The sequence below is a fragment of the Vibrio sp. D431a genome (assembly GCF_030248655.1).
Classification (GTDB): Bacteria; Pseudomonadota; Gammaproteobacteria; order Enterobacterales; family Vibrionaceae; genus Vibrio; species Vibrio alginolyticus.
On the sequence record NZ_JAHGAP010000003.1, the window covers coordinates 16068 to 39126 of the forward strand.

General features: G+C 39.9%; 22 protein-coding genes. 8 read left to right on the forward strand and 14 right to left on the reverse strand.

The genetic code is table 11. The annotated features are described in order from the left end of the window. The first annotated feature begins 13 nt into the window (after positions 1-13). Positions 14-718 carry a hypothetical protein gene (locus tag KJB35_RS04320; protein WP_285469275.1) on the forward strand — a complete coding sequence of 235 codons (705 nt, stop codon included), beginning with the start codon at positions 14-16 and terminating at the stop codon, positions 716-718. Positions 719-769: 51 nt separating this feature from the next. Here the strand turns inward: KJB35_RS04320 and KJB35_RS04325 are convergent, their stop codons facing one another. The 6 genes from KJB35_RS04325 to KJB35_RS04350 all read right to left on the reverse strand — a co-directional run bounded on the left by KJB35_RS04325 (position 770) and on the right by KJB35_RS04350 (position 7686). Beyond that, on the reverse strand, positions 770-1138 hold the full coding sequence (locus KJB35_RS04325) for a hypothetical protein (protein WP_285469276.1): 369 nt from the start codon (positions 1136-1138) through the stop codon (positions 770-772). Between the two features lie 161 nt (positions 1139-1299). Then, on the reverse strand, positions 1300-1857 hold the full coding sequence (locus KJB35_RS04330) for a hypothetical protein (RefSeq protein WP_285469277.1): 558 nt from the start codon (positions 1855-1857) through the stop codon (positions 1300-1302). 63 nt (positions 1858-1920) lie between these two features. After that, positions 1921-2466: a hypothetical protein gene (locus tag KJB35_RS04335; RefSeq protein ID WP_285469278.1), complete on the reverse strand. Its 546-nt coding sequence runs from the start codon at positions 2464-2466 to the stop codon at positions 1921-1923. Continuing rightward, entirely contained in the window at positions 2466-3326 is an 861-nt protein-coding gene (gene secF / locus KJB35_RS04340; protein ID WP_285469279.1) for a protein translocase subunit SecF, read from the reverse strand. Before secF ends, KJB35_RS04335 begins: the two co-directional genes overlap by 1 nt. After that, positions 3307-4866, reverse strand: a complete 1560-nt coding sequence (gene secD, locus KJB35_RS04345; protein WP_285469280.1) for a protein translocase subunit SecD — start codon at positions 4864-4866, stop codon at positions 3307-3309. The genes secF and secD overlap by 20 nt, the downstream gene beginning before the upstream one ends. A 72-nt stretch (positions 4867-4938) precedes the next feature. Then, positions 4939-7686 (reverse strand): hypothetical protein, encoded by a 2748-nt coding sequence (locus KJB35_RS04350; RefSeq protein ID WP_285469281.1) that lies wholly within the window; start codon positions 7684-7686, stop codon positions 4939-4941. Between the two features lie 66 nt (positions 7687-7752). Here KJB35_RS04350 and KJB35_RS04355 point away from each other — a divergent pair, with 66 nt between their 5' ends. Then, positions 7753-8946 carry a D-alanyl-D-alanine carboxypeptidase family protein gene (locus KJB35_RS04355; RefSeq protein WP_285469283.1) on the forward strand — a complete coding sequence of 398 codons (1194 nt, stop codon included), beginning with the start codon at positions 7753-7755 and terminating at the stop codon, positions 8944-8946. A gap of 145 nt (positions 8947-9091) precedes the next feature. On the opposite strand, the gene KJB35_RS04360 is transcribed toward KJB35_RS04355, so the two are convergent. Both KJB35_RS04360 and KJB35_RS04365 read right to left on the reverse strand, forming a co-directional pair. Then, a complete protein-coding gene (locus tag KJB35_RS04360) occupies positions 9092-10621 on the reverse strand; it encodes a hypothetical protein (RefSeq protein WP_285469284.1) in 1530 nt (509 codons plus the stop codon). Positions 10622-10738: 117 nt separating this feature from the next. Continuing rightward, positions 10739-12238, reverse strand: coding sequence for a hypothetical protein (locus KJB35_RS04365; RefSeq protein WP_285469285.1), 1500 nt, complete (start codon positions 12236-12238; stop codon positions 10739-10741). Positions 12239-12446: 208 nt separating this feature from the next. Here KJB35_RS04365 and KJB35_RS04370 point away from each other — a divergent pair, with 208 nt between their 5' ends. Beyond that, entirely contained in the window at positions 12447-13478 is a 1032-nt protein-coding gene (locus KJB35_RS04370) for a rod shape-determining protein (protein WP_285469286.1), read from the forward strand. A 172-nt stretch (positions 13479-13650) separates the two neighbouring features. Here the strand turns inward: KJB35_RS04370 and KJB35_RS04375 are convergent, their stop codons facing one another. The 4 genes from KJB35_RS04375 to KJB35_RS04390 all read right to left on the reverse strand — a co-directional run bounded on the left by KJB35_RS04375 (position 13651) and on the right by KJB35_RS04390 (position 15899). Next, positions 13651-13890 carry a hypothetical protein gene (locus KJB35_RS04375; protein ID WP_285469287.1) on the reverse strand — a complete coding sequence of 80 codons (240 nt, stop codon included), beginning with the start codon at positions 13888-13890 and terminating at the stop codon, positions 13651-13653. Between the two features lie 148 nt (positions 13891-14038). After that, a complete protein-coding gene (locus KJB35_RS04380) occupies positions 14039-14497 on the reverse strand; it encodes a hypothetical protein (protein ID WP_285469288.1) in 459 nt (152 codons plus the stop codon). Positions 14498-14505: 8 nt separating this feature from the next. Then, positions 14506-14913 (reverse strand): hypothetical protein, encoded by a 408-nt coding sequence (locus KJB35_RS04385; RefSeq protein ID WP_285469289.1) that lies wholly within the window; start codon positions 14911-14913, stop codon positions 14506-14508. A 539-nt stretch (positions 14914-15452) separates the two neighbouring features. After that, the gene (locus KJB35_RS04390; RefSeq protein WP_285469290.1) at positions 15453-15899 is read right to left on the reverse strand and encodes a hypothetical protein; all 447 of its coding nucleotides are present in this window, start codon (positions 15897-15899) and stop codon (positions 15453-15455) included. 354 nt (positions 15900-16253) lie between these two features. On the opposite strand from KJB35_RS04390, the gene KJB35_RS04395 reads away from it, so the two are divergent. The 3 genes from KJB35_RS04395 (at position 16254) to KJB35_RS04405 (ending at position 20485) form a co-directional block, all read left to right on the forward strand. Beyond that, a complete protein-coding gene (locus KJB35_RS04395) occupies positions 16254-16727 on the forward strand; it encodes a hypothetical protein (RefSeq protein ID WP_285469291.1) in 474 nt (157 codons plus the stop codon). Between the two features lie 226 nt (positions 16728-16953). After that, on the forward strand, positions 16954-19176 hold the full coding sequence (locus tag KJB35_RS04400) for an AAA family ATPase (RefSeq protein WP_285469292.1): 2223 nt from the start codon (positions 16954-16956) through the stop codon (positions 19174-19176). Between the two features lie 91 nt (positions 19177-19267). Next, positions 19268-20485: a hypothetical protein gene (locus KJB35_RS04405; RefSeq protein WP_285469293.1), complete on the forward strand. Its 1218-nt coding sequence runs from the start codon at positions 19268-19270 to the stop codon at positions 20483-20485. A gap of 152 nt (positions 20486-20637) precedes the next feature. On the opposite strand, the gene KJB35_RS04410 is transcribed toward KJB35_RS04405, so the two are convergent. Beyond that, a complete protein-coding gene (locus tag KJB35_RS04410) occupies positions 20638-21015 on the reverse strand; it encodes a helicase associated domain-containing protein (protein WP_285469294.1) in 378 nt (125 codons plus the stop codon). A gap of 264 nt (positions 21016-21279) precedes the next feature. Here KJB35_RS04410 and KJB35_RS04415 point away from each other — a divergent pair, with 264 nt between their 5' ends. Both KJB35_RS04415 and KJB35_RS04420 read left to right on the forward strand, forming a co-directional pair. After that, a complete protein-coding gene (locus tag KJB35_RS04415) occupies positions 21280-21882 on the forward strand; it encodes an NUDIX hydrolase (protein WP_285469295.1) in 603 nt (200 codons plus the stop codon). A gap of 148 nt (positions 21883-22030) precedes the next feature. Beyond that, on the forward strand, positions 22031-22261 hold the full coding sequence (locus KJB35_RS04420; RefSeq protein ID WP_285469296.1) for a hypothetical protein: 231 nt from the start codon (positions 22031-22033) through the stop codon (positions 22259-22261). A 42-nt stretch (positions 22262-22303) separates the two neighbouring features. Here the strand turns inward: KJB35_RS04420 and KJB35_RS04425 are convergent, their stop codons facing one another. Then, entirely contained in the window at positions 22304-22999 is a 696-nt protein-coding gene (locus KJB35_RS04425; protein ID WP_285469297.1) for a hypothetical protein, read from the reverse strand. Positions 23000-23059: the final 60 nt, after the last annotated feature.

The window sequence follows — 23059 nt, forward strand, 5'->3', positions numbered from 1 at the left end:
TAGCAATAAAACTGTGTTTAAAAACAAACTCATTCTTGTTGCTGTACTCGCAAGCACATCTACCTTTTCTTTCGGAGCAGCTGCTGAATCTGCCACATCACAAAGTCTGGTGTGTAGTGAAGCTGAGTTCCAAGGGTTCATGGAATCGTATAAAAAAGGGATGGAGCGAGAACAGAAAAGGTTGGTAACTACCAACGACTACCAGAAATGGTCTAAAGCTAACCTATCTAGGAAAGTCGCCGAAGACGAAAATAACCTCTGTGATATTCTTGCTCAAAGCGGCGTAGAAATTGAGATGCCTGACTTCTCTTCATTACAGGCTTCATGGGGTGCATTGGAAGCTATGATGCAAGGAAACTCTAAAGGAATGGACATGTCCACCGCTATATCCAAGGCTATTAAAAAAGGTATAGAAAAGGCCACAGAGAAGTTCAAAGAGGGGATGTGCAAACTAGGTAAAGAAATCGGCGATACGGCAAGTAGCGCGATTAATGAAGGACAAAAAGAACTTGTTGATAATGCTGAAAGCTATGCCGACTACCAGAAGGGGCGTGCAATGCAAAAGCTTGAAGGAATTGAAGCCTATCAAGATTATCAAATGGTTGAGAACGGCGATTACGAAGACCTAGCTTGGAAGAAAATCGACAACAAAGACTTAAAAAAACGTGTTAATGAACGTCGGGATAAGATGAACGACTTGCTAGAAACTGATTTTTAAGACAACTTACCACTAATAGCCTGTCCGGAGACAGGCTTTTTTTATCAAACATCAAAGACGCTGATTAACATAGTCAACAACACGCAGTGTTGACCTCGTTCTACGAAAGCTAGCTCTATCATCTTTTTTGTTTGAGTATGGCAACGCCCTGCCTAATTCAGTGTACTGTTCCGAAGTTGGGTCAATAATCTCTTTACTCGGGGATAGCAACCAATAGTGAATTACGGAATCATCGCCGACTGCTCGCTGAAGTTTGTAACCCGCCGCTTTTCCACCAAGCAAAATGTACATAGCGAGTGATGCATGATGGCAATGACCAAACATCGGGTGCTCGATAAAACCTTTGTAACTCTCAGGAATCATGTCCGCTTTTAGAGATTCTCTCACTAAGTTAAAAATACGCTTTTCACTTTTGTTCATTATAAATCCGATACGAACTAGTTAGTGTGATAATGCCACATTGGTCTTTATGAAACTAGGCGTATTATCAATAGGTTTTTGATCCAAGATATAGATTTGATTTATCGCAATGTTCCATGGGGGGCAAATTAAAGATCCGTGGAGTAACTTTTGATTCTGTTCTAGACAAACTTCTGATCGAACAAGACGTAGTTGCCTCTGATGTACCCGATATTGCGTGTTCTTATGTCTATAGGTTTTCCACCAGCCTCTGATAATTCCTTAATGCCATTACTTAAGTCATTAAACATCCCATCGCCCCCTTTCTGTCCGAGACTACTAGAGAAAGACAATATAACTTCAGCTGTAACAGCATCACCGGACTTGTATGAATCGACTAATTTATCCACGACTAAATCAAATGTCGTCACATCGGATCTTGTTAGCTCATTTACCAACTCAAGATGGATTGCTGAAAGCCCACCCATACTAACCACGTCGTATACACGTGCAAGATATTGCACCTTCTTCCCAAGCACACTACGAGCGCACTCAACCTCAGAATCATCAGTAGTAACCTTTAAGACGGTACATCTGTTCGTTAAAAAGGCTACTCCAAATTTACCACTACCTATGATTTTGGTTATTTGGAGTCCAAGTTGGTTGGCGTACGAGACCGCGAAATGTAAGAAACCATCAATATCATCATGGTCGAAGAATTTTTTTTCACTTTTTTGCATAGTTTTACCTAGAAAGATAAAGACCACGCTTAGTAGCATGGTCTCATTGATTTACTGGTTTTCTTATTTTACCAATTCACCGCATTGAACAATCTGAAGCTTTAAATTTTGTTCGGGAATGTTCAATTCAGAAACTTTACCAGTCATGTAACTTGTGGCCGCTTTTAATCTATCTGAAGCATTGTCATCATCAGTAAGCATTCGAATCATTCGATCTTGAACGAAACGAATACTATCGTCATATGCGAAGTACAAGCACATCTCAACATGATTCACCTTGCCGACAATATCATCTAGTTGATTCTGGTTGTCCGCATTTTGAATCATGTACTCTAGCATAAATCCATGTTTAACCAGAGAATTGAGATTGTATTTATGTATATAGGTCTGCGATTGAACGTATGCAATCGCGTCTTCATACCTTTTGTTTTTAACTAGAGTCAACCCGTTAAACTTTTCTGTGATCCCCGATTTCTGAGCCCAAGTTTCTGTCGGAAGATTAATTTTTGCACTTGCGATTTCACCAGACTCATACATGCTCAGTGTTAAAGGAGCCGCAGAAGCTAGCCCTGAGATGAATACAGTCACAGCTAACATCAATCTTTTCATCAAACGTCACCCTCCATTGATGGCTTTTTATGAAATTTAATAATTGCTGGCCTATTTTTCGAGACCATACCGCAAATGCCTAGTACAACAACAAGAGAACTCAAAGTTCCACTTATAACACCAACAGACAGGGCTATTGAAAAACCAAAGAGTGCATTACCACCAAATACCGCAAGAGCAATCAATACGACTAGGGTAGATGTACTGGTAATCATCGTGCGCTTGTATATAACACCTACAACTAACTCATATAGTGGAGTTTCTTGAGTCAGTTCGCCATTACGTTGTAACTCTCTAATCTTATCAAGGGTAACAACACTATCATTAATCGAGTATCCAATTATTGTCATTAGTGCCCCAACAATAAGCGTATTGATTTCAATGCCCATCAACGAAAGCACGCCGACCGCAATCAAGATATCTTGCAATAAAGCGAGCATTGCTGATGTCGCCATTATCACGTTAAACCTTATGGTGAGGTAGGCCGACATAGCGAGCAGGGCAATTATCAAACTATAAACCGAAGCCTTAATCATTTCATGGCCGAGAGCAGCCCCAACGACTTCTTGTGACAACTCAGACTTGCCAATCACAGTACGTATTTCATCAACTTTGTTTTTTGCGTTGTTTGAAATTTTGATAGTAGAACCGTGCTCACTCCCATCTACGGAAACACCTGTTGATTTAAACACATCATTGCTTAACTCATCTGGAGACATAGAGCTTTCTATGATAGTACCACCCGAAAACTCTATTCCGTAATTGAGTGGCTTCATCATGATTGTTAGAGCACTTAACAGAACAGCCACCAGCACCAGAAATTTTAGCTTTGACTCGTTCTTAAGCATTAGATTGTACATCTTTCACCTCACTGTTATTTATTGACTCTAGAGAAACCAGTAGGTACTTGTTTACTACGTACGCTGTGATTAGAGTGGACACAACACCAACACCCAAAGTTACGGCGAACCCTTTCAAGGCGACACTTCCAACATTAAACAAAACGATTGATGCTAGTAGCGTCGTGATGTTGGCATCCATAATTGTTGAAAAACTTTCTTCAAAGGCTTGTCGAAGCCCATCTTCACTCCCATTCGTTTCGTTGCTGAAACGTTCAAAGACAATGATATTTGCGTCTACAGCTATACCCATTGTTAATACAAGACCTGCGATCCCAGTAAGCGTGAAAGAGGCTCCCATAATCGCCAGCAAGAAGGTAATCAGTGACACGTTAGCTGCAAGCGTAAGGCAGGTGATAACACCTCTAACCTTGTAGTGATATATGATGTAGGCAAACAAGAGTACAAGCCCTACCACAAACGCCTTAACGCCTGACTCGATATTGTCTGCCCCCAAGCGTGGGTCAATGGTTTGCTCCATAACAATAGTCATTGGTGCACTTAGAGCTCCTGACTTCAGTTGAACTGCTAAGGAGTTAGCTTTTTCAAGTGAGTCAATTCCAGAGATTTGAAATACTCTGCCTAGCTGAGTTTGAATATTGGCAACATTTATAACCTCTTCAACTTTCACCCATTGCTTAGAATCCTTGTCTATGAGGGATTGTGTAAGAGTTGTGATGATTGGTTTTCCTACATTCTTTCCGCTAACATCGCTCATTATGGTAGCTGCCGGATTGTCCAATTTAACGGTAACCATAACGCCACCTGTTCTTTGATCCATTCCTGCGTATGCCTCTACAATAGATTCGCCTCTAATAAAAGGCGTTGAGCTTCGTGATACAGGAAGGCCGCGATACTCCATTTGCACGGAGTTAGCACCATTTGGCATCAAGTAAAAGTTAACTTGACTAGTCGATAGGAGTAACTGCTTTGTCTTTGTGTAATCAACACCCATAGGCAACTCAATAACTATTTTGTTTTTGCCTTGTTTGTAAACTGACACATCGGCTGTTCCGATAGCATTTAGGCGAGAATTAATGACTTGGATGTTATTGGAGATAATAGAGTTACGTTCTTTATCAAGTAGATTTCTTATACCTGATATTTGGATATCTGCACCTACATAACTGATTCTTAACTCAGGGTACTCGAAGGAAACCTCTTCTTTGAAGCTTTTTGAAACATCAAGCAAAGAATCTCCCTTCAGTGAAAAGCTACCTAAATGTGTAATATTGGCAATATCACCATTTGCAGTAAAGTTGATGGATGGTCTAACAAGGTGGCTGCTGACTAGAGCTTCTATTTGACGATGTATACCCGCCATGATTTGGTCTTCGTGGACAGTTAAAACAACCCTATGTCCGCCTTGTAAGTCGATACCATAAGTGATTCGAGGCATGATCTCTTGTAGTGGTGAGATTTTAAGGAAAGCTCCAATGGTAGCTGACACAAACAAAATCAATCCAAGCAAACACGCCGAGAAGGAAACCTTGCGGTTCATATAAGAACTCCCATATTCGGATTAACAAATTATGGGAGTAGGTTAGTAATTTAATAGTGATAATGCTACAGACTAACGAAATGAACGCTTGTTGTTTCTTTGATTCTTATTAGCAGCCTTCAAAGCCTCTTCTTCCAAAATGTCTTCAGCCACTTTACGAGTTGAGTCAACAGCCTTAGCTGTCTTAACAAAGCTTTCGAACATGGTATCATCGTCAAGCATCCCACTTAACGCCGCCGAGAAGTAGCCCTCGATTTTCCTTGTGTAGCTATCATCTAGTCTAGTTAGATCATTCCAGTCGTTTACGATATCAAAAGGGCTAACCTTAGAATCATTACAAAGTTTCTTCACCAACGCCTTATTGTCAAGGTCAAGGTCGTCATACACATCTTGTAACTGCGACAAGTTAACATCTAAAGACTTTTTAGACATTAATGGCGGTGCCATCAAATGCCCACCAAACCCAAGTTCACGAGTCAGGTTACAGAACGTTTTTGCGCTAGAAAGACCGGGGCCATCATTATCAAACCCATAATACGCACGCTCAAGGTTAGGCATTACAGCCTTGATACGCGACTTAGCGACTTCAATGGTCGACAAAGCTTCCTGCTTGCCAAAGTTCATTGATTCGATAGCTTCTGAGTTATAAATAGGCTTTCTTTCTTGTTTTTTGGTTGAGAAGTACATCGGCTCATTCTTGCTAGTGAACTTTACACCTGCATCAGCCATAATTTCATCAAAGTTAGTCTCATCAATAATGATGTGCTTGATGTTTTTACGCATGTAATCGTAGTTACCTGTCAAGTAGCGCCCCTTGTTCTTATCAAGAGTTACCTGAAGATCTCCTTTCAGCACGTTAGTCAGGCACTCATACTTCGCTCTAGACTCTTCAGTACCTGAATGCACGAACACAACGCTCTCATATGAAGCCAAACCTTTAACAATAGAGGTGCGCTTTTCCGCAACTTCAGATTCCTCTCGTAGGAACTCTACTGGCGCTTGCTCAAGGACGTAGCCAACAACCCCTTTCTCTACATCCTTTTCTTGTGGTAACAATATGCCAAAGTTTTGCTCAAAGAACCCAGAGAGGTACGCTGTCGAGTTAACAGAAGAAATAAGCTTGTCTTCGACAGGGATGCCGCATCTTATGAACAGGTCACGTAGTGCAATAGCATCAAACGTTGCCTCGGTCATAATCAAATCTTCTGCATCTAGCGGGTCACCGACATTAAATGATGCTTTGCTTGAATTTGCGTTTGACGCCCAAGCCTTAAAAATCTTCCCATTGGACTGTTCTGAAAAGAACTGCTGTGCAATGATTTTGCGTGGATTAACTAAGTCTGTGTTGTTACCGATCGCTAAGTTTTCAGACCCACCTCTAAATTCATCAGGATGACGCCCCATCTGAACAAGTCCATTGTTAATACAGTAAGATAACGATTCTTTAGATAAGCCGCGCTTTTCAAACAATTGCTCTAACGATAGCGACGTTTCATCACCGTAAGCTGGTGGGGCGTTTCTGGCGATTGCTTTAAGAGAACCAGAGTTTTTGTACTTAATCTTATCAAGTCCCTTTGCTTCCGCTTCATGCTGTATAAATGCAATTGCGTCAGCCACACTTTTAATGTCACTGTTGAAGGTCATGATGCCTGCTTGATATAGCTGTGACACAAGAGTTTCAAGTCGGGTACTAACAGAGCCGCGTTTAAACTCACTGTTTCGGTTCCAAGATTTATAGTCATCGACGTATCCATCAAAAGACAGATCGCTGTTCATCACATCTTCCATTGGAATAAATGTAAGCTTAACGGTCTCGCTACCATCCATTGATTCAACGCGATGCGTCATTGACTTTCCGTACCCCGAATTCGGTCTTTCCGTTACCTTTAAGCACTCTTGATCGTTAAGCGTTTCAATTATGAAAGCTGTTGGGATCGTCATTCTGGAATTACCTTCAGGATAAACGAACTCAGCATTAATTTTGCGACCACTATGATAAGCGATCGAGCGGGATAACTTTTTCCTAGGGAACCAACCTTCAAAGTGTTTGAACTCAGCAATATCTTTGACGACTCGTTGAACAAACTTCATTATGTCCTGATCGTCCTTATCATTCCACGCGCCCTTTACGACTGTTTTGCCAGACACAAAAGAAACGGAAGGGAAACTAAGCTTACCTAACTTCCTTTGGACTGTGATAGGAACTTTAGGATCATGGTAACCAATTGTCACGTTGACCGTGTGCTCTTCACGAAGGGCATTATAGAAAGGGGCGCTAATCGAAACGGACAGTGGGGAACTGATTGCTTTTTTGTGTCTGCCAAAGTTAATGCCGGAATAATCAACTTCAAAGAATCTGGCACCTGAGTTTAACCAGTAATTTGTTGAGATATTCGGGAGTACGGAACTTAGGCTAACACGAGCGCTGTTTTCGTCGAGTACGACTCCACCTGATGTTTCAACATACGACGATTTGTTCAATTCAATATTGAGACGTCTGATTGCAGATTTAACATCTAGTGCATCTGGGTTATTGGGGTGCCTTAGATCCGTTAATTTGTTAACATCCATTTCAACGGATGCCAAGCGGCGTCGCTCGTAGGTCTCAAGGGTAGATTTTTTGTCCACATCAATAGTTGGATCATAAACAACAAGATCTACTGTTTTGCGGTCAATGCTGTCCCCAGACACGACATAGACCACGCCTGCATTATTTGCATTAATGCAACGGAATACTGATTTATTAATAATTGGGGCGATTTTAACACTTACTTTACCCTGCAACCCCTGTGGCAGGTTAAATGCGGTTGTCTCCGACATGGAATTATCTTATTTTCATTTCAGTTATATTGTACTACACAACTTAAGGTTTTCTGAATTTTCAATATGAAGGCAACAAAAGGATTAGCATTGTTAGTGGCATTATTTGTAAATGCTGCTAATGCAGTAGTGATTCCGCCTCCGGCTGTTTCTGCGGATCACTATATCATCATCGACAACAAAACGGGCAGCGTGATCGCCGAGTCAAAAGCTGACGAAAGGCGCGACATAGCAAGTTTAACTAAACTCATGACGGCCTATGTGACGTTTAACGAGATAAAAAGTGGCACTTTATCTCTAGATGAACCAGTTAAAGTTTCTAAGAAAGCATGGAAGGCAAAAGGCTCCAGAATGTTCATTGAGGTCGGCGACCACGTTCCGGTTCGTGAACTCTTAAACGGTATGCTGATTGTATCTGGTAATGATGCTGCATTAGCGCTCGCTGAGCACATCGCAGGTAGTGAAAAGCAATTTGTAAAGCTAATGAACGCTTATGCTGAAAAGCTTGGCATGAGCAACACCTTGTACGCAAATGCTTCTGGTTATAAAAATGGTGGTGAGCGATACTCAACGGCAAGAGACCTCTCAATTCTTTCAAGAGCCATCATCGAGGAGTTTCCAGACCTTTACAAAATAATGAGCTCGAAAGAATTTACGTTTAATAACATTCCTCAAAAGAACCGAAATGCGTTGTTGTTCGAAAGCCCACACTATGACGGCATGAAGACAGGTTGGACAGTTAAAGCAGGTTATTGTTTATCTACAAGCTTCAAGAAAGATAATCGTCGAGTAACCACTGTAGTATTGGGAGCAAACAGCTCTAAGCAAAGGTTTACAACTGCCAAAACCTTAACTAACTATGGTTTCCGCCGCTTTCATAACGTAACCCCAGTCAAAGCAGACACACCTGTACACGCATTACCTGTTTTCTACGGCGCTCAGAAAGAAGTTTTTGCTTATCCTGCTTACGATTACACTATGACTATCCCGCGTTCACTACCAACACACGAAACACAGGACGAACGTATTTCATTAAATGCCTTCTTTGAAAGCAACGGCGACTATGGGACAAAACTATTCGCTCCAATTGATGACGTTATCGAAGTAGGTAGGCTTGAAGTTCACTTTGAAGGGCAATTAGTAGAGACGATTCCGCTAATTGTGAGAGATAAAGTAGAAGAGGGGTCTTGGAGCTCAAAGTTCAAAGATTGGGTATTCCTTTCAACTCACTCTATATTCGTAGAACCGTTTTCAGACTAAAAAGAAGATAACCTCTACAAAGGGAGCAACCTTCTCGCTGTAGTTCAATTTACACTTAAGCCCTCTTTCTTTACAGGAAGAGGGCTTTTTAATTTAATAAGAGACTTTTCAATCTAGCTTTGGATGTTACTTATATGTGATAACATCAAACGACCACAACCCTACAAAAACACGGATTTTCTGAAACTTTGGTAAGCTTTGAGAATGTAGTTTTACCTTGATCTATCGACACTAAATTGTCCAGCAAATTACATTTGTAGGGAGCATTAATAAGTTTGTAACTACCTACAATCTTAAGAGAAGAGCTAGCGCGAACATCATCTAGTTTCATTTTCATGCTTTCGTCGTGAAACAAGTCATCGTCCACAAAGATATTGGTTGAGATTCGTCTAGAACTTCTATCGCAAGCTAAAAAGCCAATACGGTCAGTTGAAAACTTGTTAACCTCTACAAAAAGAGGAATTGAATTCACTACAGGGTTAATATTGTATTCCAATTGACAAGTATCTTCATCGTAGTTTTGGTTACTCAACAACGTATGTGCCAACGCCGATAACCTATCACCAACAAACAATCTATGACAAAAATCCTTCTGTTCGATGATTGTTTTGGGATTGAATGTGTCAGTGCATTGCTCATCAAAAGTTATGTAGTAATCCATAACATTAAGAATCTCATCAATACCCCTGAGTACGCTATCCCATTCCTTCTTAACCTCCACATCCATGGAGTCACAACATTCAAAGTCGAGCATGTAAGAGTCTTTGAATGAAGCGATCATGGCAACTGACTCATTCTCACCATATGAGTTACTTAAAGAATCTCGGACATCCTCTTTTAAGTAATTGCAAAGCACGCGGAGTGATAAGTCGCGTCTACTTGGGAGTTGGGGGTTAGTTAAACTAAGGTGCTTACGAAGCAAATACGATAAAGTGATAACGTGACGATCGCTTTGGAGTTGATTGATACGAAGACTCTCTATGTAAGGAGCAATGATGTCTACAATTAGATCAATGTTTGTCGGGTTGACATAAAACTTTCGATCTGGTGTCTCATTTTCTCTGTAAACCGAAATCTCTGTGGTATCAAAAACAGTATCAACAAGAGACGCCTTGATGCTTGATTCGTAGATTTCCGGAATGCACCACCATGACCCCATATCCATATTGAGTTTATTAAGCTCTATTGCATCATCCACTAATTCCCCAAGATTGCCGAAATACATGACATATGGGTCATTAGAGCTAATGGTCACACCTAAAGGATCAGTACAATACCCTTGCTTCGTGAAGCTTCGTCTAAAACCAAGCAGGTTTCGCATATTAAAATCAGCAGATTGGTAAACTGCTTCGAACTTTGTGAATAATAGCCAACCATCATCACAAGAAAGAGTGTGGTAGTTTTCCAATGCTCTAGCAAAAGCCAATAGTGACACAATCTGTCTACCAGAATTTTTTGGCTCTTTTGATTCGAGGAAGTGGTTAATCCTTCCCAGTGAGACTTTGGCGTTTCGGTTTATAAACGACGGTTCTAGAGAAAGAAGTGTATCTGTAAATATACGCTGGAATACTTTCAAAGATAGAGCATGATTTGTTGTTTCATATCCACTTAAGAAGCCAAGATAACTTGTGTGAAGAAGAGCACTTAAATGTAGAACAGGAATTTGATTTGACATTTTTTTATGAGTGTAAACACCATTGCATATGTAAAGCAACTTAAACAACCAAGCACAATTCCAATAAAATAGAGACCATTCCTGAGGTCTCTACTTAAAAAAAGCGTGTCACCACGGTTAAACTATAAATAGCCTGCCATACAAAGAAGTGCTTTCACCTGCTCTAATTGAGATTTTAGCTGAAGGGTCACCAGTTAATCGACGATTAATTAGATCTCTCTCAAACCTACTATGACGATTTTCTCCTTTTAAAACCACTGTAGAAGAGTTTGCTATGCATGAAGATATCTCAGCACGAACATCGTCATTACCCTCGGCCTCGCAACACTCTTTGGAAATAAAGATATTTAACCTCAGCCTTTGACACTTAGACTGCGCTGGCAACACCGCGATACCATGTATCAAATCCATACCAACTTCAACAAATAAAGGTTTGTCACTAGCTCTACTTTCCGATCCAAACTGCTCGTATTTAGCCAATGCCGTCGTTAGAAGCGACAACCGCCTACCGGAGCAGATGAAATGTCTCGGAGTTGCCTGTTCATCATTAACTAGAGAATAAGCACCAACGGTTAGGGTGGTTGAGCAATACTCTTTCATCAAATCAATCACTTTAAGCGCGTGCCCCAAAAAGACTTCCCATTCACTAATAGAGGAATCAGAGGCAAATGAAGTCGAATCGAAGTTTAGGCCAAAGAAACACTTAAATTTATTCATTCTTTCTAAGCAAATATCGATATCTTGCATACTTGACAGAGCCCAGTACATATCTTCTTTCAGGTGATTAACAAGCATCTTCAACGACAGAGCGTCAGTACAAGGAAATACGTCTTCACCTTGGTTCGATTTAAAAAACTTTTCAAGCAGATAAGATAAACATAAGAAAAGCATGTCATAGCGCTCTATCTGAATTCTCTTATCCTTGACTACCTCGATATGGAGTAGGTCAAAAATAAGTTCCTTTGGATTACTTCCTACATAAAGTTTGTGTTCTGGCTTTTCTCCTTCTTTTAACACGAGTATGGAATCACGTTCAAAACCGCTATCCACTAGCTGATCAACAACCTCTTGGGGGGAACTCTTGTAGATTGACCATATAGACCCATTATTTAAACAGTTGCTATTAAACTGAACTGTTTCAGATACGAACTTATCAAGATCTCCCGCATACATGGTTGGTGTATTATGTAACTCATCTAGTGGGGGTAAAGGTATCGACTTAACCTTACGGCGTGATTTAAAACCAAACATTGTTTGATACCCAAAATCCTTTGTAAGAAAGCACGAAATAAAAGACGTGCTAAGTGAGTATACTCCAAAGAACTGTGGATTATCCGCCTTCTCAATTAGTAACTCAGCAAACCGCTCAAGTACGAGAGTATGTTTATTTATCAAAGATACTTCTTTACAAGCAATTGAATCGCTTACTCCCTTCATGACTTTTTTAAAGCTGACATCAAGAGCATTGCTTGGCTCAACGACGCAATACAACGAAGCAAGTAGCTCTTCGAACTCGTTCTTGTTGATTATAGTGGTTGAATTGGTTTGTTTTGAATAATTAACGTAGGCTTTGAACAAAGCATCGACAAGTTGATTGAAAGGGGATTTCTTGAACATTTTGTTTAAGTTATAACAAACTAAAACTCATAACAGCAAATTGCCAATAAGCGCTTACTGCAATAACCTCGATACAAATCAATAACCTCTACTATGGTACATTGAACCGTAACTGGCTGCGGATTTAATTTTCAGGAGTTCTTTGATAGCTCTAGCATTTACGCCATCAGCTTCCTATATTTCCTGAAAATACACATTAGAGAAAGAGATGCTTAATAAGATCAAAAGGATGATTTCCTATTTCACAATTGACGATCTTGCGATCGATATGACAAGTGGTAACACGGTAATCTACAAGATGAATGAAGGGATGAAGATTAATGAACCTTCACTTGTTGCTGTAGATGAAACAGATAACTGTCTGTACGTCGGCAAAGAGGCTAACAATGTTCGCGGTAAAACGCCACGAGGCGTTAGAGTGATTGAGCCAATAACAAACGGCGTGATTGCTGAACCAGAATACTGTGAAAAAATGCTTCAGTATTTCTTAAGAGATATCTACTCACGCAAAAACATGCTTCGCCTATATCCAAACATCTTGGTTGTAACTCCCAACGAAGCCACAACGGCAGAAACCAAGGTATATGAGGAATCCCTTGAAGCTGCGGGATGTAAATCAGTAAGCCTTATTTCATCACTTGTTGCTGGTGCATACGGCGCTGGAATTGATATTGAATCTTGTAACGCATCTATCATCTGTAACATAAGCAGCACATACACCGAAGTTGGCATCCTCTCAATGAGAAAGGTGCACTCTAAAGCGCGAGTAAACGTTGGGTATGATGACTTTGCAAACGCTGTAGCTCAATTTGTTAAGAAAGATACAGAATACTCGATAGGCGAAAGGGCAGCAGAACAAGCTCTAGATCATCTTGGTTGTGCCGTGTACTACAACGATAAAGATCAAGGTGAATTCGTCACAGTCACCGGAACCATCAAAAGAACACCAACGCCTGTAGAGATCACGTTAACCAAGTTGAATGTCCATGAAGCAATTGCACCATGCGTTGATGCAATTATTAACTGTATATTCGAAGTCATGGAAGAAGCACGCGATGACATGGCAAGCGACTTAATTCAAAATGGAATCACGGTAGTTGGCTCAGGTGCATCACTAGATAGATTGGCTGAAGCAATCAATTTGAGTACAGGCATAAAAACCAAAGTGGCTCAAAATGCACAAACGTGTTTAGCTGAAGGGGCAGCGATATTCATGTCTAAGCTTTCTAAGAAGAAATAGACTTGCACATGTCGATTAAACAAGCCTAGATATGCGGATTAGGGTGAGTATTGGTTAAATCGTATACTCACTCTTCACTAATGAGTTGAAAATCCCTGTCGTGCTTACCCTCAACGATCGAAACATAGTTGGCAAACACATTGCGAACCGCGTTAGTTGAATAACACCCAACTCACTGCTTATCTTCAGATAACACGGGTTTGATTACCATCTTTATGAGGCTTACTTGTTGCTCAACTGAATAGCCATTCCTGATACCAATCTCAATATCATTATCCAGATCAGCCATAGTTTTGCCCGATTGATTCAGAAAGCAATCAACGAAGTTTTTTTTGTCATCTTCATCCATCCAGCTTTCAAAAAAGCATTCAAATATACTATCAATAGTAGCCTTGTGCTTAATCTCAGTCATTGCTGTTTTCCTTTTATGATCTAGATGATTCCGCGTGACAAATTTTAAGTAGCTTTTAACATACTGCACGCAGCCGTAAAGTTAAAAGCCCTTTTTTACAAATAAACTAAATGTTGGGCACAAGTTTTTAAATGAAAAGCTATTACGCCTAATTCAGTGGTTTGTCATTTAAACCATCTTCATTACGTATCCCGTAAACGCGCTGAACTGACTCTGTAAAAAGCTTCACCGTCCCGTTCTCAAAACAGTCTAGATACAACTCCCCCATCTGGAGACAGCACGACGGACACTTCAATTCATGACCCATACCAAAGTTACAACAACCCGCATTTGAGCCATTCTCGTTTAACACTCCCTGCAATAAACTAGAATCCCCAACGCAAACATAGTCTCGCTCTTTAATTACGGCATGATAACCATAGAGGCCAGAATCTTTGTAGGTTAGGTTATACGTCTGACCCTTAAGAGTGTAAAAAACACCACGCTTCATCCAACTCCGGCTCTGGGCATACTTTGGCAGAGTCGTTTGGCAATAGGCATTGTGGGCTTTAACGGGGCGAAGGTCGTGAGTAAGTAGTTGGTTGCACTTTGAGCACGCTAATCTCATAATTTCCTCTAGATAATCCAACAGCCAGTGTAAGTAGTTTTGACGTAAGGATGGCCTTTCTGATCTGTTAGAAGAAAGAAGTTACACTCTTCTGGATCAACACCATCAATGTAAAACATAACTCCGTTATTGCCTTCTGACTTGTGGTCATCAAACAAAAGTTCGAATTTGTCGCTGTTGAGAATATTCAAATCAAAAAGTGTAGTTAGGTTCGCAACACTTATAATCAGAGAACTTTCATGGAAAGAAACCGTTTTGTTGCCAATTTTCTTCACCCCATTGATCAACTCTGGCTCTCTGTAAAACGCAGAGTTAAACAATTCAATTCGCTCAACGAGAACATCTTCTCTATGTTGAAGAAAATTGACTCTTTCTTGTTTAATTACAGTGACAAAGGCTAAGTAGACCCCTACCATCGCAAATCCCAGCCCCAAAAATAGGTCTATAGATAGGCCGCGTTTTTTTATACATGAAATCAATGTAAAACCCTATATTAACTAACATCCAGACATCCTAGCTTCAATGATAGGACTTCCTTTCACATCGTTGTAAATGAAAAGATGGCAACGATAAGTGGCGAGCCTTTCAAAAAAAATGACGACGCCTTTGCGGTTTTTGTCAGAAGCATCTCTCAATGAAAGTTCATATGCCGTTTCTTTGTAATGCTTTAAGTCTAAAATTGTAGACAAATTTGTAGCATTAATTGCGAGGTTTCCTTCCTTGCATTGCAAGTCTGATGTCCTCTTTGCTGTATTGCATTCCTGAGTCTCGAATTCATCAATTAGATTGTTCAGTGAATCGATAACAGTGTACAGAACCTGCCTTTTTTCGGAGGGTTCGAGCGTGCACATCTTACAATATGAATTTAATATCTGTATCAGAAAAATGATCGTGAACAGTGTAAAAAACGAAGTAAATACGATTTTTGGGCTTAAAAGATGTCTCATTGACTTCATTAGCAACCTGAAGTTGTCACTTCTCTAACAATTTTCCCTTCATAAGTTTTGTAAAAGAAGACATTACAGCTCTCATAATCCGTTGAGACCCCGTAAGCTCTTATGCCATCTTTAACTCCATCAAAGTATTGTTCAATAACCATCTCTGGTTTTCTAGAGACAAACTTTCTCAGCAGATTACTTATCTTGTCTGCATTTAACTCAATCCCTTGGGCATGATCGAAATCGTAAGGGTCATCAAGATTGAATTCATTTAGGAGCGCAAGTCCATTTTCTACGTCGACAGTATATTGCTCCAACATTGTTATGTTGTATCTACTGCTACGGCTTTCTTCCATGAGACAAATAGAATACAGAGCTTTACCTAACAAAAAAGATGAGATTATAAAGACAAAAATGATCTCAAGACGGCTGATTTTCTTTTGTTTTTCTGATCTGGGTTTCATTATAAATTCGCTTGTGTAGGAGCAGAAATAGAAATTGTTAGAACTCTTAATGCGTGAATCATTTTGACCGTAACCTATTGACTGCAAATGCCTTTAATTAAAAAAAGCAAACAACCTGACGAAGGGTCTCTATCAGCAGTATTTAGCATCATAAAGAGTACCGCTAACGCGATCATTATCCACAAAAGGGCTTCAAAAATTAAAAAGCGCATTCTTCCCGCTCATGATTAAAAACTATCTATTTTTTAGAATATGCGTAGCACAATGGCAATGGAGAAATGAGTTTAAGACCCAAAGAGTAAATCAATAGTTTGATAACCAGTTCTAATAAACTACTCTAATCTAAAACACAAAATGAGCGAAAAAAAAGAAGTATTTATAATAGAGAAGGAACTTAAGCAACGCCTTGCATTTCAGTGTGTTCATGCAGTCAAGCAGTATGCTAAAGAGAAACAAGAAAAGACAAAAAGTCGCGAACTTAAAACAATGCTTCGAAACTTCATCTCCAATGTCGACTTCAACTACAGCTTTGGCTTACACCTAAGTATTCTGTTTTCTTATGATTATGCTCTGATAAAGGAAAAGGTTATAAACAAGGAATTTAGTCTTAAACATATATCAGAAGAAAAGTACTGGCTCGATAAAGGGCACCATATAGATCGAGAAGAGGCGATTTTCTTTATCTACACATTCTTTAATGAACTTTACCCAAACACAATTGACGACATAAATTGGATTCAAAGTGAGATGGACAAAGGTAGATACATACTTGATTTAATTAAGGAAAGTGAATTGCGTTTCGCAAAAGAGATTGGAGAGTCAGCGTAGCGATTTCGCTTAGTTGCAATAAGATATTGTTAAACGTGACACTGCAACATTTGTCGTTTGTATTGATGATAAAATGGTGAACATTGATTTGCAGGAAATAACCATAACTCCAATCCACCAGCAAATGTTAACTAACTGAATTTAAGAAGATTTGTTTATTTATATATTTGTTGTTTGTTGGAGGGCTTGGAGGCCGTTGCAGGTTTAGACATTTTAGGAAAGACCTATGAATATGAACGACATAAAAAACAAAAGTATTGAGATCGCTCGTAGCTACGGACACCAATACGTACTTCTTGATCACCTAATGCTCGTGCTTTTAGATGATGACGAATGCTGCACTACACTAGAGCAGTTTGATGTAGATGTTGCCAAGCTTAAAGAAGGCACTATTGCGGCTCTTAAATCGCTTCATTCTCAAGAAGTAAAAGAACTCCCTCAACTCAGCATTAATGTAAAACGTGTACTAGCAAACTGTACTTTGATGCGCGGATCAGCTATATCAGTAACGATCGCTGACGTACTATCATCAGTTTTCGACGTTATCGCACAAGACATAGAAGATGGTGATAGCAATTTTGTTATCTGTGACATTGTTGAAGATGTTTTTGCTCTAAATAACGGTTTGGTTAAATGGGTTACTGGCGGTCAGGCTGGCTTTGAAAAAGCAGACGAAGAAGAACCCCAAAAAACTCAAGATAATTCATCTTCAAATGCTTTCACTGATGGTAGTAAAACTGAGAAGCTTTTCACTCAATTACAAGCTAACAATGAAACGTTGGTAAGCCACAAAAATTCAATCAACTTAATCCTTCACACACTTGGTCAAAACACTGATGCACTATGTGTGATTGTCGGCGATAACTTCAGTGGTAAAACATCGGTAATACAAGAGATTGTAAACCAAGCGAACGATGAAGCTCTAGATCTGCCTATTTCAGGTCTTAAATTCCTAACTATGAACATCAACCGCGCAATGATGTCAGTTACATCTGATGCGGGTAGAAACATCAATAGCGCGATAAAGGCGGCGGAAAGAGAAGGCGCTATTCTTGTTATCGACGATTTGAATAACCTTGTTTCTCAGATGTATGAACAAAACATCGGAGTGCTACTACAAAGAGCCGCTCGAAAAGGCGTAAAAATTCTCTGTAGTATTGATCCAAATGGTTACTCTAAAGTATTTGAAAGCCTTGAGTCAGATTCTGTCTCAAAAGTAATTCTAAAAGAGCCATCGCACGAAGAGATTTGTTTCCTAGTTGAGCGTGAACTCTCTGATCAGACAATGATTTACGGCATTACTTATGAGGAAGATCTTCCTAAGAAGTGTGTTTCAATAGCGAAAGGGCACTTCCACGGAAACTTGCTTGCAGCGACATACCGCATATTGAACCGAGCAACTTCCATTGCTGTAGGGTCATCAGCAAAAGAAGTTGAGACGAAACATATTGAAGACGCAGTATGTGAAATAAAAGGAATCTCACGCTCCGACCTTGACCTAACAACCAACCAGATTGTTATGGGTCTAGCTGACCGTCTTAAAAAGAACATCTACGGACAAGATGAGAGCATCGATAAACTATCTCGCATTGTTCGTACATCTAAGATGGGCTTTAAAGAGAATGAAGCAAAACCAAATGCTTGTGTGATGATGATGGGTACTACAGGTACAGGTAAAACAGAAACTGCAACACAAATGGCTAAAGAGCTAGGTGTTGAACTTGTTCGCTTGGACATGAGTGAATATCAAGAGTCACACACAATCAGTAAATTGCTTGGAGCTCCTGCTGGCTATATAGGTCACAATGATGGTGACGGAATCCTATATGAGCACATTTCCAAAAAACCAGACGCAGTAGTCTTGTTCGATGAGATAGAGAAAGCGCATCCTGCAATATTCCGCCTGTTACTTGGTGCTATGGACTACGGCATCTTAACAACGAACACGAATAAGCAAGTTGTCTTTAAAGACACCTTCATAATGTTTACTACTAACATTGGTGTTGAAACTATTCAGAATGGTGGGATGCAAATTGATGCTCCTGAAAGAAGCGAATCTGTATCAATCAACCAGAGTGAATACAAAAGATTCTTCTCATCTGAGTTCCGTAACCGTATTGATTTGCTTCTTACGTTTAACACATTGAACAAAGATATTGCTCTTAAGATTGCAGACAAAGTTACAAAGCGAGTTGCTGCCTCACTTAAGAAGCTGCAAAACATCGAGCTTATTGTTGAAGAGTCGGCTGCTAAATTACTTGTAGATCATCACTTCAATAACGTGGATGGAGCAAGGACAATCTCTCGCGGTTTTCAAAATGACATCTCAAACCTTGTAATCGATGAGCTAATTTTAGCTGAAGATGAGAACAAGAAAACAAAGGGTAACGCCATGCGCGTCATAGTGAGTGCAACCAACAACTCCTATAATGTAGAGCTTCAGCATTAATCCCACATAGGCATCTTCGGGTGCCTTTTGTTTACAACTAACATAATCATGGTACACTAGCTCTATTAATAGTAAATACATGATTATCCATATGGCTTTGTACTCAAAAGAATCCTTTAGTGAATTTCAGGCTAACATCAATGAAGTAACAGCACTACTAAAGGAAGACATTTCTAAAAACAACTACTCACTACATAAACTGTGTTTACCAGCACGCCTATCTGTCCCCCAATTTAGAAATGCTTATTTCGGTATAGCTGGTGATTACTTCAAGACTTTTGATGAATGGATTCCTACTGAGTCAAATCTCGGAGGCAGAGATCTACTAGGAAAAATCGTTACAGACAGTCAGGTTTCTGAAGACCTAGAAAAATTTTTCCCGAACTTCGAAGGGATGTTTCAAGTTTACTCTATCGTCCGTCGCTTTACGCGTGACGGCGGTAAACTATTCTCCCTGACTCCTCAGCTTATCGAAAGACTATTAGACTGTGCACCACCAAGTGATAAGGTGAATGCATCCATGCTCCAGATTCCATTCAACAACATTTTTCTTGAATTCGGAAATAATGAGCATCGAGAAAAGTCTAACATCACCGCAAACTACTTAGCTCTAGGCGAGGGTTTAGTAGAAGGTCTGTACATTAGTGAACATACAGGCACAGCTATGATGAACTCGAACGAAATGATTGAGCACTTTGGCTTATCACGCGATGATAAATATAGAGTTATTGAGGTAGGCATATCATTTAGTCCGCTTTCATATATTGAAAAAACAAATGGACAAGCAGCCATTGAGCCCTTGCTCAACTTTGTTCAGTTATGCATACCCGATGATGAAATGCCTCTAAATGAGGTTCTAGAGCTTAATAAGCAGCTACTTAAAGAGTCTCTGCCTGATGAAATCTTCAAACTGATGTATAACGCCATCCTATATTTAAACTTAGGAGCACGAGTTCAGAAGACATTCTCAATGCCTAAAGAGCTCATTATGCGTATGAACACCGCATCTAACCCGAACAAGCGTAAGAGGGCTGCTCTGGCGGCTTCTAAGGAATATGCACATATCCAGATTGGGTCTACCTCTAAGTACCGCGTAATTTCGGATGTTAATAATTCGCTGAAGAGCAAAGGTGAGAAAGGTAAAAAATCGCCTCATGCTAGACGTGGGTATTTTGGTATTCGATACCCTCTAAACGAGGATGGGCATAAAACCCCGCAGCTCACTTGGATCAAAAACTCTATTATTCATCGCGAGTTACTATCAAGTGATGAAATCGAGTTACTAGAAAGACAATATGACGTTATCTAAGGCTTAGAAGCAAAAACGGCGTATCAAATAGATACGCCGTTTCACAACACTAAAAGGAAAAAATCGTCTGGTGATCCGACTTTTCAATCAGAATAAGCCCAACCATAAAATCGGTCAATCAACACGCGAACAATCGCTTAAGATTTAACCTGCTATATGAAGTTAGGGTTAGATGAACACTTCTTCATGAACGATATTTTCTCTAAAGCCTCTTTGCGTTCACCCCTCATATCATTCGCCGCATATTCGCGGTATCTCTCTAAAGACCATTGCCCAATACCATAACCGTCTGAATCAACATAGTCTCGTGTTAACTCGCACGATGGATTTTGTTCAAGGTAAGACTCTAACTGTTTGTAATTATTGAACCACATTTTATTGATAACAAAAGGGGTTAGAGCAATTGCAGGTATTAACGCTGCAAAAGATGCTCCTAGCGCCAATCGCCCATCAAGGTAGTGTCGAACAGGAGCAAGACAAAGGTAAACTAAGAAGTAAAGTGAAAGACCGAAGGCTGCTCCGCTACCCATAAAAATGAAGCATGTTGTTATTAAATCAAGAACCATTTTCCTTAAATCATAATTCGTGAAATCTAATAATTGAATAGATAGTCAATAAAATTAGCAAAGTTGGGGGAATGTCATACTTTTCTTTCGAAGAAAAAAGGTCAGAAAATTTTCTAAACTTATAAAAAAATGAAAACTCTGAAGACCAACCTAGTAATAGAAAATCAATTCGCTCAGATATTTAACAACACAGTCGAGTTCAACAATGGGGAGATTGGAACTCACTTCGTGATCAACACTGATTCCGGATCTACTGTCCTTCCAATTACTGCTGAAGGCGAATTTATCCTTATCTCTACATACAAATACGCTCAAGACAAACACTTCATCGAACTTCCTAAGGGATGCCGCGAACTAGGTGAGTCATATACAGAGGCTGCAATAAGAGAATTGGAGGAAGAAACGCAATTCACGACACACGAGTTGTCATACTTCTCCTCAACACCAACTACAAGCTCAATCATTTGTAGTAAGTCTGAAGACTTCATCGGCTGGCATTGTAAAAAACTGGCAAAACCAGTCAAAGGAGATCACACAGAAGAGATTAACGAGGTATTTAAACTCAAAGCATCAGAGCTTTTCGATATGATTCAGTCGGGAGAGATCGTTGATAGCGGAACCATTTCATTTGTTTTGAAATTCTTTACTTGTTTTTACCCATTAACACCAAAGGATCTTGATAGGCGCTCTAGTCACTTTATACAAGGCATGTATAACGCGGCATTAGGTCAAGCAGAGTCTTCCAGAATTGAAAGCTTACCTCACGATGCTTTAGGAGAATGGAAAGACGGATGGAAATACTACACGTTTAAATCTGCATCCAAAAAATAAAAATCGTACCATCTTCGGCAAGATTGTTAACTTTCAGTAGGTATATTCCATTTGTTCAAAATGAAGGGTATAGTAAGTATTCCTCTCCCTCCCCAAAGACAACGCCACGCGAATCAGCGGTATTCATAACCCACAGGGGAAGTAAATCATGAGAGATAACACTCATTACATTCGATACAACGCAGTCTATTTATGTGGCTGTGTTTTCACGTCAGACTCTTGGTATCAACAAGGTATGTCCGCAACGAGATGCCCATCCCATCATAAAGAACGAGTCATGGAAATGGATGAAAAGGTTATCGGGGAAAGAACTGATAGCAAAGAGATCATACTTAAGCCCATAAAAGTACCATTAGAAACAATCAGAAGACTTGTGTAAAAAAATAGGCAAGTTACTACCAAAATAACTTGCCTAAATTTGCTAGCTTTGCTTAAACATATGATCGGTACATGATAAGTACCATCCCTTTTGTTTAGCTTTACGATACGCAGTCGGCGAATGCTCGCGCCAAGCTCTAGGGCTATCGTAAAGAGCCGCATCTGACTTGCAGCTTTCCTCAGTCCATTTAACATAGACATTGCTCATATGAGCTACAGACTTCTCGAACAAGCCTCGCTTTTTAGATGCGTGGTACATATAAGGAGATTCTTTGAACCACTCAGAACGCGTTTTAAACTTTAAGGCATCTGCTAAGATGTCATCGTCAGAGTAGCGTCGCCCCCTAGACTCCATATGAGTTACACATTTCTCAAACCAGTCTTCGCGCTTAAGCGCTGCCTGATACGCATTCGGATCGTTAGCGTACCACTCAGAACGAGAGCTGTACTTTGATGCACTTTCCTTACACTTATCAAGGCTCCATGAAACAGAACCTTTCATGTGTTTAGTACAATCATCAAAAATCTTTAGTCGTTTGGCTGCCAAGTAAGCACCGCTTTGCCCCTCAAACCACTCGCTTTTTGTTGAAAATCGCAATGCACTCTTAGCGCAAGTCGTTTCATTCCACTTGGACGAACGGCGCTTAATATTACCGCCAGTAATACCTGCGCTAACCTTAGCTGCGTCAGGATTTAATTTCTGCTTCGTTGCAGGCTTACTTGTTGCCATTTCATTCATTGCAATTTCTAACCGTAATTCCTGAAAATTAATATGTATATATAATGCCACATTTAGATA